Source organism: Kitasatospora sp. NPDC048296, assembly GCF_043201815.1.
In the GTDB taxonomy this organism is placed as follows: Bacteria; Actinomycetota; Actinomycetes; order Streptomycetales; family Streptomycetaceae; genus Kitasatospora.
In genome coordinates this window covers 1-12,538 of the sequence record NZ_JBICZB010000128.1, presented here as the reverse complement: position 1 = coordinate 12,538, position 12,538 = coordinate 1, and the positions used below count along the sequence as shown (strand labels likewise).

The following is a 12,538-nucleotide window of genomic DNA, read 5'->3' as shown; positions in this document are numbered from 1 at the left end:
TTCTTCGGTCCCTGCCCCACCGTCCGGTTCTTGCGGATCTTGAAGTCCATCGCACCCCTTGCGCTGGGGTGTTGCGACGACCGCTAGAACCTAAGCTCCAGGAGGCCGGGGCTTCCGCATGTCCGCCCGCACCTGTCTCCCGGCTCGCTCTCCCAGCTCGTGCCTCCCCGGCTCGCCGACCCGCTATGCAACTAGTTGCATAGCACCTCGACCGTCCCCTACCCTGCGGTAACTATCCCCACCGGCCGCCCCTTCAGGAGACGTCGATGAGCTCCACGCCCGGCAGTAGCAGCTACCCGCACCTGCTCAGCCCGCTCGACCTCGGCTTCACCACCCTGCCCAACCGCGTGATCATGGGCTCGATGCACGTCGGCCTGGAGGAGGCCCCAGGCGGCTACGAGCGGATGGCCGCCTTCTACGCCGAGCGCGCCCGAGGCGGCGTCGGCCTGATCGTCACCGGCGGCATCGCCCCCAACGAGGCCGGGCGCCCCTGGGAGGGCGGTGCGATGCTGACCACCGAGGAGGAGGCCGACAGGCACCGGGTGGTCACCGACGCCGTGCACGCGGCCGGCGGGCGGATAGCCCTGCAGATCCTGCACTTCGGCCGCTACGCCTACCACCGCGACCTGGTCGCCCCCAGCGCCCTGCAGGCTCCGATCAGCCCCTTCGTGCCCAACGAGCTCACCGCCGAGCAGGTCGAGCAGACCGTCGAGGACTTCGCCCGCTGCGCCGAGCTCGCCCGTCGGGCCGGCTACGACGGCGTCGAGATCATGGGCTCCGAGGGCTACCTGATCAACGAGTTCATCGTCGCCGCCACCAACCGCCGCGAGGACGAGTGGGGCGGCCCGTACGAGCGCCGGATGCGCTTCCCGGTGGAGATCGTCCGCCGGGTCCGCGAGCGGGTCGGCGAGGACTTCATCATCGTCTACCGGCTCTCCATGCTCGACCTGGTGCCCGGCGGATCCACCCTGGACGAGGTGGTCCAGCTCGCCCAGGCCGTCGAGGCGGCCGGCGCGACCATCATCAACACCGGCATCGGCTGGCACGAGGCCCGCATCCCCACCATCGCGACCTCCGTGCCGCGCGGCGCCTTCGCGTGGGTCACCAAGCGGGTCATGGGCAAGGTCGGCATCCCGCTGGTCACCACCAACCGCATCAACACCCCCGAGATCGCGGAGCAGTTGCTCGCCGACGGCTGCGCCGACCTGGTCTCGATGGCTCGTCCGCTGCTCGCCGACGCCGAGTTCGTCAACAAGGCGCAGGGCGGCCGCGCCGACTCCATCAACACCTGCATCGGCTGCAACCAGGCCTGCCTGGACCACACCTTCAGCCTCCAGATCACGTCCTGCCTGGTCAACCCGCGCGCCTGCCACGAGACCGAACTCGTGCTCTCGCCCACCAAGCTGCGCAAGCGCATCGGCGTCGTCGGGGCCGGACCGGCCGGGCTCGCGTTCGCCGTCTCCGCCGCCGAACGCGGCCACGACGTCACCCTGTTCGACGCCGCCGACGCGATCGGCGGGCAGCTGAACATCGCCCGGCGCATCCCGGGCAAGGAGGAGTTCAACGAGACGCTGCGCTACTACCGCACCCGGCTGGCCGAGTTGGCCGTCACCCAGCGCCTCGGCGCCGTCGTGAGCGCCGAGCAGCTCACCGCCGAGGGCTTCGACGAGATCGTCCTCGCGACCGGCGTCACGCCCCGAACCCCCGCCGACATCCCGGGAATCGACCACCCCAGCGTGCTCGGCTACCTGGACGTGCTGCGCGACGGCGCGGCCGTCGGCGAGCGGGTCGCCATCCTCGGCGCGGGCGGGATCGGCTTCGACGTGGCCGAGTTCCTCACCGACCAGGGCGACCAGGCCAGCCTCAACCCGCCGGTGTTCCAGGCCAAGTGGGGCATCGACCCGGAGTACCACGAGCGCGGCGGACTGCGCGCCCCCGAGCGGCCGAAGCCCCCGCGCAGCGTCCACCTGCTGCAGCGCAAGACCACCAAGGTCGGCGCCGGGCTCGGCAAGACCACCGGCTGGATCCACCGCACCGAGCTCAAGCACCGCGGCGTCACCATGGTCGCCGGCGCCGGCTACGACCTGATCGACGACGCCGGGCTGCACTTCACCGTGGACGGCGAGCGTCAACTCCTGCCCGTGGACACCGTGGTGCTCTGCACCGGCCAGGAGCCGCGCCGCGACCTGTACGAGGCGCTGCGCGAGAACGGCGTGACCGCGCACCTGATCGGCGGCGCGGACGTGGCGGCGGAGCTGGACGCCAAGCGGGCCATCAAGCAGGGCACCGAGCTGGCCGCGAGCATCTGACGTCGGGTGGTCGGGGGGTTACCCGGCGCTCGGGGCCCGCGGCGCGTTGCGTCGCGGGCCCTCGGCCTGCCGTTTCCGTACCCTGCCGGTGAGCTGGGGCGATACCCGCCCCGCGCGCCCCGCCCGACCCCCGGTGGGACACTGGTGCCCTGTCCCTGCCCGAACTCCCGACCGGGGGCCAGCCATGTCCCTCCCGAGGCCTCTCCACGCCCTCGCAGCCGCGATCCTGGTGGCGGCGGCCGCCCTGGGGCCGGCCCGGCCGGCATCGGCGGCACCGGCAGAGGACCTCCCCTCCGCCGACCAGCTGCAGTCGGCGCTGCTGACCGCGAACGACCTCGGCGCCGACTACACCGAGATCCCCACCGCCGAGAGCCCCACCACCGAGAGCCCCGGCCCCGGCGAGAACCCCACCCCGGTCACCGGCTGCGACGCACTCAGCGCCCTGATCGAGATGCACGCCACCGTCCCGGGCCCCGCCACCCCGCGCGCCGAGACCGAACTCGACGGCCCGGACGGCAACCCGATAGTGACCCAGTCCCTCACCGCCGAGGACTCCGACAGGCTCACCGCCGACTTCAGCACCGCCACCGACGCGTTCAAGACCTGCCACGCCATCACCTTCAACGCCGACACCACGGACTCCGTGACCTTCACCGTCACCCCGGTCACCCTCGGCGACCGCCCGGACGCCCCCGCCGTCCGTCTCGACGGCACGATCGCCGGCGTGCAACTCAACGCCTACATCGGCATCGAGCGCTTCGGCACCGTCGGCATGGCCTTCGGCTTCTTCCAGCGCGAGGGCGCCGACTCCCAGGCCGCCTCGGCGCAGTACCGCACCGCCGTCGCCAAGGTCGAACACACCCTCGGCGCCACGGCCGGCAGCACCACCGCGCCCACCGCCGCCGCCCAGGGCATGTCGGTCTGACCCGTCCGCCGGCGTCGTCCCGTACGTCCCGCGACCGGGCTACGGAAGGAACTTGACCTCCGGGAAGCGCGGCGAAGGCCCGTCCAGCAGGTGCCCGCGCCGGTGGCGCAGGTGCTGGTCGAAGAAGGCGAGCGGGTAGGCCTGCTGGATGAGCATCCCGCGCTCGGGGTCGAGGGTGCCGACCTGCTGCTGGATCTGCTGCTCGCTCATCCCGAGCAGCTTCCCCGCCTGCGGGATCAGCGTCATGTTGTCCCCGTACGAGGAGTGGACGGCGCCGTCGGCCCGGATGTTGAGCCGCCAGCCGCGCAGGTGGGTCCAGAAGGTCTCGGCGGCCGAGTCCGGGGTGCGGGGCCAGTCGGCGGTCATCATCAGGAACGGCCGGTCGAGGTCGGTGGTGATGGTCGGGATCATCGGTCCGTCGAGGCTCAGCCCGGCCCGGACGCGCGGGTCGACGACCGCCGTCTGGGCGGTGACGCTGCCGCCCTTCGACCAGCCGAACATGCCGATGCGCTGCGGGTCGGGGGCGCCGAGCAGGCCCTCGGGCAGCTCGCGCCGGTCGGCGTCGGGGTTGCGGCCGGCGGCGAGTTCCTCGACGCAGTCGAGCACGAAGCGGAAGTCCGGGACGTAGGCGCGCACACCGGTGTCGACGTTCGGGTCCCTGGACGGGGTGACCGGGGGGCGGCCGGGGAACTGGGTGAAGGCGTCGTGGGGGAGGTCGACGGTGACCACGAGGTAGCCGTGGCTGGCGAGCTCCTGGACGATGACCGTGTGGTCGCCCCGGTGGCTGTGCGCGCCGTGCGCGTAGACGACGACGGGCAGCCGGTGGCCGCTGCGGTGGACGGGCGCGCCCACGTGCCCGGAGGTGAGCGGGGCGAGGGAGAGCGGGAGCGGGTAGCCGGTGTCGTCGAGGAAGAGCTGCATCGGGCCGTCGGCCAGCCAGGGGGCGAGCGGGAGTCCGTCCGTCTGCCGGGCCGGGTACCAGACGCTCGCCATCAGCTCGCGGTACTGGCCTGGCCCGGCGGCCGGGTCCGGCCGGGAGGCGTCGCGCAGGTGCAGCGCGACGGTGCCGACGGGGTGCGGGCCGGCGGGCGCGGGCAGGGTGAGTCGGCCGGTCGCGCTCCCGGAGGCGGAGGGTGAGGAGGCCCAGGAGGTGGAGGCCAGACCGAGCGGGGCGGCGGCGCCCAAGGCCAGGGCGGTGCCCAGCATGCGACGGCGCGTCAGTCCGTTGGAGCCGGTGAACGGCGTGGTGTCCATGCGCGGAACGGTGTCACGCGGCGCCGGCGGGCGGCATCGGTCCACCGATTGATCTCCCGGCCGCGCGCATTGGTCCACGGGTTTACATCCCCAGGCTGATGCGGGCTGTGACTCGCCCGCTCGCCTCCGGGGCGCTCGGACCCGGTGCCGACGGTCGGCGCTCGGTCGCTCCTTCGTCGCTCCGTCGCTTCTCCCTTTCGGTACCGGCGCGCCCCTTCGGCTCGGGGCGGGTGCTCACGCTCAACGGCTAACCTCCGGGCATGACAGAGCGATTGAGCACCGTGGTGCTGATGTGCGGACTCCCGGGCGCGGGCAAGACCACCTACGCCAAGGAGCTGGAACGGCGCGGCTACGTCCGGCTCTCCATCGACGAGGTGGTCTGGCAGCGGATCGGGCAGCGCGACGCCGGCCGGGTGCTGGAGCCGGCGGCCTTCGACCGGCTGAAGGACCGGATCCGCGGCGAGCAGCGCCTGGAACTCGTCGAGTTGATGCGCGCCGGGCGGGATGTCGTGGTGGACTACAGCTTCTGGAACCGGGCCGCCCGGGACGACTACAAGGCGCTGGTGGAGAGCCACGGCTGCCGCTGGGAACTGGTCCACCTCAAGGCCGACCGGTCGACCCTGGAGGCCCGCCTCGCGGTGCGCAACGAGCAGCGGGGCGCCAACGCCGTCACGGTGGACGAGGAGCTGTTCGGCCGCTACTTCGCCAACTTCGAGGAGCCGGTGGGGGAGGGCGAGCAGGTCCTCGTCCAGCCCCGGGCGTAGCCGGCCCCGGTCGCGCTGCGGCACACCTTCGTCGCCCCGCCGCCTCCGCCCGCCGCCTCCGCCTGCTGACTCCGATCGGCGTACAGCGCGGCGAGGCGCGGGTGTCGAGGCGGTCGCGTCGGACGCCGCCTGCTACCACATCCCCATGTCCCACCACCTCAGCGGACCCAACCTCCGCTCCCCGCGCGGCGATGCCCGCCTCGACCTGACCGACCTCTTCGCCTTCCCGGCGGCCGACGCGCCCGGCCGGACCGTGCTGATCATGAACGTGAACCCGTACGCCCCCACCCAGGCGGCCGAGTTCCATCCGGACGCGGTCTACCGGATCAACATCGACAGCGACGGCGACCACCGCGCCGACGTCGCGTACTCCTTCACCTTCTCTGCCCCCGACCGCGGCACCGGGACCCAGGACGTCACCGTCCACCGCTCCACCGGCTCCGCCGCCCAGAACCACCAACCCACCGGCGACGTCCTGTTCTCCGCCGTCCCGGTCGCGTTCGGCGACGCGCCGAACGTCGTCGAGGCGAACGGCTACAAGCTGTCCGTCGGCCTGCGCAGCGACCCCTTCTTCGCCGACCTCGACGGCATCGTCGACAACTTCACCTGGACCGGCAAGGACGCGATGGCCGACGCCAACGTCTTCGGCATCGCGCTGGAAGTCCCGGACACCGACCTCGGCCCGGCCCCGACCATCGGCGTCTGGGCCCGGGTGAGCCTGAGCCAGAACGGCCGGCTCGTCTCCGTCGACCGCGGCGCCCACCCGTCCCTGACCGCCTACTTCAACGCCGAGAACGTCAAGGACGCCTACAACGCAGGCGAGCCCGCCGACGACTGGGACACCTACCGGGAGGCCTGGACGGCCGTCCTCCAGCACACCGGCGACTACACCACCGAGGCCGCCACCGAGACGTTGAAGCTCATCCTCCCGGACATCCTCCGCTACGACCGCTCCCGCCCGGCCGGCTACCCCAACGGGCGCACCCTGGTGGACGACGTGACCTCGGCCCGGCTGACCATGGTCTCCGGCGGCAAGATCACCAGCGACCACATCGGCCCGCACACCGACCTGCTCCCGACCTTCCCGCACCTCGGGCACCCGCACCCGGTCAAGTAGCCGGACATCGGTTCGAACCGGGTACCACGGTGGCCGTCAGTCCTCGGTCGTGGTGGTCTGGTGCTCCTGGCCGGTGTCGAAGTAGTGGTCGAGGTAGGCGTCCCGGTCGAGGCGGCTGTCGCGTAGCAGCGAGAACACCTCGTCCCCGTCGCCCGGGCGGCCGTCGGTGGCCAGGTGGTACGACTGGGCGAACTCCAGGTAGCGGAGGCCGTTTTCGCTCGCGTACCGCCGAGCCTCGTCCTCGGCCCGGGCGATGGCCCCGTCCGCCGACCCGGCCTGCCAGAGGGTCAGCCGCTCCTCGTAGCACGGCCCCTCCGAGGCATCCCACCGGAACACACACCGCACCGCGTACCAGGACGGATCTGTCGCTGCCATGATGATCTCCTCGAAATGCGCACTGAGCTGGGCATCCTCGCCGGTTGTCCGGCCGTCGGCAACCGCACACACGAATGCCGGTGGCGGAGCGTTCTCGGAACGCTCCGCCACCGGCACGGCCGATAGCTGCGGGAGTGAAAGGCGGTACCGCCGGGGAGGCGAGGTGAAGTGTCTCCTCAGCGGTTGCGCATCGATGCGGGCCGGCTGTGGCTCAGGCCGCCTCGAACGTCGCCCGTCGCACGAGTGCCCGCGCCTGCGGCCCGTCCATCGGGTGCGCGAACAGGTACCCCTGCCCCAGCGGGCACCCCATGGCCGCGAGCAGGTCGCGCTGGTCGGGGTGTTCGATGCCTTCGGCGATGACCTGGACGTCGAGGGTGTCGGCGATCCGGGTGATGCCCTCGACCAGGGCGTACTGCTGGGGGGAGTGGCCGAGGCCGTCGATGAAGGACTTGTCGATCTTGAGGATGGAGATCGGGAGCTCGCGCAGGTACGACAGCGACGAGTAGCCGGTGCCGAAGTCGTCGATGGCGAGGCCGACGCCGAGGTCGCCGAGGGCGGCCATGTCGGCGCGCAGGCGGTCGTCGCGGCGCATCAGGACGGACTCGGTGAGCTCCAGGACCAGGGTGCGCGGGTCGATGGCCGAGGTGTCCAGGGCGTGGCGGACGACGTCCATGAAGCCGGCGTCGCGGAACTGGCGGGCGGAGACGTTGACGTTGACCCGCAGCGGGGGCCGTCCGGCGGCGGCGCGGGGGGCGGAGCTGGTGGCGTGCCAGGCGGCGGCCTCCTGGACGGCGCGTTCCAGGATCCAGGCGCCGAGCGGGACGATCTGGCCGCTCTCCTCGGCGAGGGCGATGAACTCGTCGGGCAGCACCATGCCGCGCCGGTCGTGCGGCCAGCGGACCAGGGCCTCGAAGCCGACCAGGTAGCCCGTGCGCAGGTCGACGATCGGCTGGTAGTACAGCTGGAAGGCCGATTCCGCGATCGCCAGGTCCAGGTTCTCGTTCAGCTCGTGCCGTTCCACCAGCCCGGCCTGCAGGGCCGGCCGGTAGTGGCACCACTGGCGGCGCCCGGCCGCCTTGGCCGAGTAGAGCGCGAGGTCGGCGTGGGTGAGCAGTTCGGCCGCGTCCACGCTGTCCTCGGTGGTCGCCACGCCGATGCTGGCGCTGACCCGGACCGAGCCGGCGCTCAGCTTGAACGGTTCGGTGAACACCGCCAGCACGGTGCCCGCGAGGGTGTCCACGTCGCCGGGGCGGAGCGCGTCCTCGACCAGCACCGCGAACTCGTCGCCGCCGAGTCGGGCGGCGGTGTCCGAGCTGCGCAGCGCGGTGGAGATCCGCAGCGAGACGGCGACCAGCAGTTCGTCGCCGACCGCGTGGCCCTGGGTGTCGTTGACCACCTTGAAGTCGTCCAGGTCGATGAAGAGCACCCCGGTGACGGCGCCGCTGCGCTCGCCGCGGGAGAGGGCGTGGCCGACCCGGTCCTGGAACAGCACCCGGTTGGCGAGGCCGGTCAGTGAGTCGTGGAAGGCCCGGTGGGTCAGCTCACGCTCCATCCGGCGCTGCTCGGTCACGTCGCGCAGGGTGAGCACCAGGCCGCCGACGGTCGGATCCGCCCGCAGGTCGGTGTAGCGGACCTCGGCCTCGATCGGGGTGTGGTCCTGGCGCAGCAGCCGCCAGTGCTCGCGCGGCTGGTCGCCGTGCGGCGGGTCGGCCGGGCCGCGCATCCGGGCCAGCGCCTTGCCGACGGCCCGGATGTCCTCGGGCGGGACGAGGTCGGTCAGCAGGGTGCCGTGCAGGCTCGGGTAGCCGAGCACCCGCTCGGCGGAGGAGGAGGCGTAGCGCACGCCGTCGTCGGCGTCCAGGATCAGGATGACGTCGCCGGCGTTCTGCACCAGGGTGCGGAAGTACAGCTCGCTGTTGCGCCGGGTGACCTCCTGGCTCAGCACCACCCGTTCGACGGCCAGTGCGGCCTGCGCGGCCAGGATCTCCAGCGAGCCCCAGAGGCTGGTCAGCTCCTGCTCGGTGCCGGTGACCACCAGCGCGCCGATCACCGGGTCGCCGGAGGGGCGTTCGGCCAGGGTGAGCGGGCAGACCAGGGCGGAGGGCATCCGGCCCAGGTGGGCGGGCAGGTTGACGGAGTCGACGGGCAGCAGCCGGGTCTCCCGGTCGGCGGCGAGGGCGAGCACCTCGTCGTCGGCGTACGAGTCGTCGGGGTCCGGGCCGTCGACGTTCGGGCGGCCGGCGGCCGGCGGCGCGGGACGGTGCTGCGCCGGGTCCGGCCCGGCGCGCCGGATGTGCAGCACGTCCGACTCGCCCCCCGACCCGCTCCCTGACCCGGCGCCGGTCTCGGCGACCGCGAGCAGGGCGAGGTGCCCGGGTTCGGCGGGCATCAGGGCGGAGGCGGCGGACTGGACGGCGTCCGCGACCTCCGCCACGGTGACGGCCGCGGTCAGCCGGGCGCCCGCCTCGCGCAGCGCCCGTTCCCTGGCCACCACCTGGCGTCTGGCGACCACGACGACGGCCAGCCGGGCCAGCACGAGCAGGTAGAGCAGGGTGGAGAAGGCGCCGATCACGCCCGCGTCGCTGGTGTTCCCGGCCAGCGACTCGATGATCAGGATGGCGGGCGCGATGAGCGAGGCGAGGGTGAGCAGGACGAGCCGGGTGGTGGAGAGGTCCGGCTGCTGGGTGGGGACGGGTCTGGTCAGCTCGACCATCGAGGGGTGCAGCGCGGCCGCGCCCCAGGCGGTGTAGAAGGCGGCCCAGCCGAGGTCCACGCCGGTGCCGGTCCGCCAGGTGCCGTGCAGCTGGATCAGCCCGTAGAGGATGTCGGAGGTGAGCAGCCCGAGGGCGCCGACGGTGAGCAGTTGCAGCGAGCGGGAGTTGCCGCCGCGCGGGGTCAACAGCCGCAGCAGCAGGGCCAGCACGACCACGTCGCCGAGCGGGTAGGCGATCGAGACGGCCTTCTGGAGCCAGGTGAGGTCCGGGTTCCGGGCGTACGGGAGGATCAGGTAGATCCAGACCAGCAGGGCCAGGCCGAGGGTGATGATCAGTGCGTCCAGCAACCCGGCGCGGTCCTGACGGGCGGTTCGCCAGCGGATGAAGCCGAGCAGGCCGACCGCGTAGAGCAGGAACTCGGCGAGGTAGAAGCCGTCGGCGATGGACGGGAACGGGTTGTTGAGGTGCAGGATGTCGAGTTCGAGGATCTGGATCGTCTGGCCCGTGATGAAGCTCAGGTTGGCGAGCGCCAGCAGGTACCAGAACAGCGGATGGCGCGGGCGGTTGAGCCGGACGCCGATCACGACGGCGGCGACGCCGCCGAGGCCCATGCCCGTCCACCAGATGACCCGCAACCCGGGGTAGGAGAAGTGGATGCCGGTGAACAGCACCATCCAGAGCAGGTAGCAGGCCATCAGGCGTTGTCGCCGGCGAGTCAACGAGGCTACCTCCTCCACGACATCACCCCGCCGGTCGGCCGGGGGAGTACGGGCGAGGGCGGGCTGTGCCGCTGTACGGGGGGTCAGCGCGCGGTGGTCGGCGCGGTGGTTGGCGGTGTCGATGCGGTATCGGCGCGGTGTCGACGCGGGATCGACGGGGCGGATCGGCGCACAGGCCACCGGCGTTGTCCCGTGACGGGCGGTGTCGGTGTGCCGTGGGTGCGCATAGTCGAGAATGTCGCGTCTCCCAGCATTCTGCCGCTTCAGCACGAGGTCAAGCCGGTGGACGACGCAGCCGACAGCGCACAGGGCGTACGAGCGGATGTGAGCTCCCGAAGTCACGCCGTGGTGCGCAACGACGACGGTCAGTACGCGATATGGCCCGGGGACTTGACCGTCCCGGGCGGATGGCGCCCGGTGTACGGGCCCGACGAGGGCACGACGCTCAGCTGCCGGGAGTTGGACGAGCGCAGCGACCGGCCGGCGGGCGCGCTGCGGGCGCGCGGGGTGGGACCGGCGCCGATGGAACGCTCCCGGTACCTCGCCGAGCTGGCCGGGGCCGTTGTGACGGGCCCGCTGAGGGGCGATCGACTGCCCGCCGCGCGGCTGGTCTGACCTGCGCTTTCGCGGCGCCTTGGCCTGTCTTCGACAAACTTATTCCTCGTCAGTAACATTGCGCTGCGTGTTCAAACCCTCGATAGGCAGGGCCGCGCCCGCCGCCCTGCTCACCCTCGTCCTCGCCGGAACGGCCGCGTGCGGGCCGACCAGCCCCGGCAGCAGCCCGCAGGCCGCCGTCGAACCGGCCGCCGCCACCTCCAGCACCGCCGCCGACACCGGCGCGGCTGCCGCCGGGGGCAGCCCGGCCGCCGCCGCAGCGGCCGGCACCCCGCGCGCCCGCGCCGGAGCCCCGGCCTCGGCCTCGGCCCGTCCGTCCGCGGGCACCGCGCAGGTCACCACCGCGCCGGCCGGCGACACCCAGGCCGCGATCGGCAGCCCGGGCAAGGACGGCGGCGCGGTCACGGCCGCCACCAAGGCCCTCCAGCTCACCGCCTACGACCCGGGGAAGGGCACGGCCGTCCTCGCGGCCTCGGGCCCGGTCGCGACCCCGAGCGCGTCCCCGAGCGCGTCCGCCAGTGCGAGCGCGACCCCCAGCGCGAGTGCCGCCGCCACCGCCGCGGCCGCGGCCGCCGCCGTCCAGCCCGGCCAGCTGATCGCCAGCCCGCCCACCGCCGCCGCGCCGCAGGGCGCGCTGGTCGCCGTCACCGGCGTCAACCAGGGCGCGGGCAACACCCTCAACCTGACCACCCGCCCGGCCACCCTCTCCGAACTCCTCGGCGGCACCGAGGCGGACGGCCAGATCCCGGTCGACGTCCACGGCATCAAGATCACGCCGCTGGTCAAGGACCTCAAGGCGACCATCGGCGCCGACCTGGGTGGCGTGCAGGCCGACGCCTCCGGCACCCTGGAGGTGAACGTCAAGGCCCCCGTGCCGCTGCCCGAGGGCGCGAGCCTGGACGCCTCCGGCTCCCTCCAGCTGCACCCGGCCGTCCACTTCGCCTACCACGGCGCGCAGGCCACCAGCCCGCGCACCGCCTCCATCGGCTTCGACCTCGGCGCCCACGCCCAGTGGAAGGTCACCGGCGACGTCGCCCGCAACACCGGCGCGGCGCCCATCCGGGTGCCCTTCGCCAAGCTGCAGGCCAGCCCGGTGCTGACCGTCGCGGGCCTGCCCGTGGTGGTCAACCTCGGCCTCACCTGCTACCTGGAGGTCAGCGCCGACGGCCAGGTCCACCTGGAGACCGAGCAGGACGCCACCGGCACCTGGGCCGTCCGCGCCGACTACACCGGCGGCAAGGGCTGGACCTCGTCCACCAACGCCGACACCAAGGTCTCCCCGGTCCACGTCCGCCTCAACGGCAAGGCCTCGGTGCGCGCCGCCCTCGGTGCCGAGGTCAGCCTCGGCCTGTACGACACCGTCGGCGTCGAGGCCACCGTCGCCCCCTACCTGAGCGCCAAGGCCGATGGCTCCCTCGCCGTCGACCTTCCCGGCAACGGGCCGCAGGTGCAGGGCAGTTGGGCCCTGGTCGGCGGCATCGACCTGAACGGCGCGCTGACCGCCCACCTGAAGATCTTCGGCACCCCGATCATCGAGGGCAAGCTTCCGCTGCCGCCGTTCCACAAGGAATGGCCGCTGCTGGCCGGCTCGGCGTCCCTGCCGTCCCCGCGCCCGAGCAGCACCTGATCGTTCCTGGATGACTGAGGAGTGGGGGGGGGGCGGGGTCCGCGTAGCCCCCCACGGAAAGTTATTGGTTGGTGTGGTGGGGGGGGGGGGGATGTGAGTCACGCACCGTCTACGCGGTG

At 72.8% G+C, this 12,538-nt stretch carries 9 protein-coding genes; 6 read left to right on the top strand and 3 right to left on the bottom strand.

From position 1 onward, the window contains the following. Positions 1 to 266: 266 nt before the first annotated feature. Both ACGF12_RS37220 and ACGF12_RS37215 read left to right on the top strand, forming a co-directional pair. Entirely contained in the window at positions 267 to 2,309 is a 2,043-nt protein-coding gene (locus tag ACGF12_RS37220; protein ID WP_393040649.1) for an FAD-dependent oxidoreductase, read from the top strand. A 184-nt stretch (positions 2,310 to 2,493) separates the two neighbouring features. Then, the gene (locus tag ACGF12_RS37215; RefSeq protein WP_393040646.1) at positions 2,494 to 3,234 is read left to right on the top strand and encodes a hypothetical protein; all 741 of its coding nucleotides are present in this window, start codon (positions 2,494 to 2,496) and stop codon (positions 3,232 to 3,234) included. 39 nt (positions 3,235 to 3,273) lie between these two features. On the opposite strand, the gene ACGF12_RS37210 is transcribed toward ACGF12_RS37215, so the two are convergent. Beyond that, complete coding sequence (locus ACGF12_RS37210; RefSeq protein ID WP_393040643.1) at positions 3,274 to 4,488, bottom strand: alpha/beta hydrolase family protein; 1,215 nt, start codon at positions 4,486 to 4,488, stop codon at positions 3,274 to 3,276. Between the two features lie 260 nt (positions 4,489 to 4,748). Between ACGF12_RS37210 and ACGF12_RS37205 the strand changes: the two genes are divergently transcribed. Together ACGF12_RS37205 and ACGF12_RS37200 are read left to right on the top strand one after the other, a co-directional pair. After that, complete coding sequence (locus ACGF12_RS37205) at positions 4,749 to 5,252, top strand: AAA family ATPase (protein ID WP_393040640.1); 504 nt, start codon at positions 4,749 to 4,751, stop codon at positions 5,250 to 5,252. A 145-nt stretch (positions 5,253 to 5,397) separates the two neighbouring features. Then, complete coding sequence (locus tag ACGF12_RS37200) at positions 5,398 to 6,369, top strand: DUF4331 family protein (protein WP_393040637.1); 972 nt, start codon at positions 5,398 to 5,400, stop codon at positions 6,367 to 6,369. Between the two features lie 36 nt (positions 6,370 to 6,405). On the opposite strand, the gene ACGF12_RS37195 is transcribed toward ACGF12_RS37200, so the two are convergent. Continuing rightward, positions 6,406 to 6,744, bottom strand: coding sequence for a hypothetical protein (locus ACGF12_RS37195; RefSeq protein ID WP_393040634.1), 339 nt, complete (start codon positions 6,742 to 6,744; stop codon positions 6,406 to 6,408). Between the two features lie 211 nt (positions 6,745 to 6,955). Beyond that, the gene (locus ACGF12_RS37190; RefSeq protein WP_393040631.1) at positions 6,956 to 10,177 is read right to left on the bottom strand and encodes an EAL domain-containing protein; all 3,222 of its coding nucleotides are present in this window, start codon (positions 10,175 to 10,177) and stop codon (positions 6,956 to 6,958) included. A gap of 324 nt (positions 10,178 to 10,501) precedes the next feature. Between ACGF12_RS37190 and ACGF12_RS37185 the strand changes: the two genes are divergently transcribed. Both ACGF12_RS37185 and ACGF12_RS37180 read left to right on the top strand, forming a co-directional pair. Continuing rightward, positions 10,502 to 10,792 carry an MbtH family NRPS accessory protein gene (locus ACGF12_RS37185; RefSeq protein ID WP_393040628.1) on the top strand — a complete coding sequence of 97 codons (291 nt, stop codon included), beginning with the start codon at positions 10,502 to 10,504 and terminating at the stop codon, positions 10,790 to 10,792. Between the two features lie 67 nt (positions 10,793 to 10,859). Next, entirely contained in the window at positions 10,860 to 12,419 is a 1,560-nt protein-coding gene (locus tag ACGF12_RS37180; protein ID WP_393040625.1) for a hypothetical protein, read from the top strand. The last annotated feature ends 119 nt before the right edge of the window (positions 12,420 to 12,538 follow it).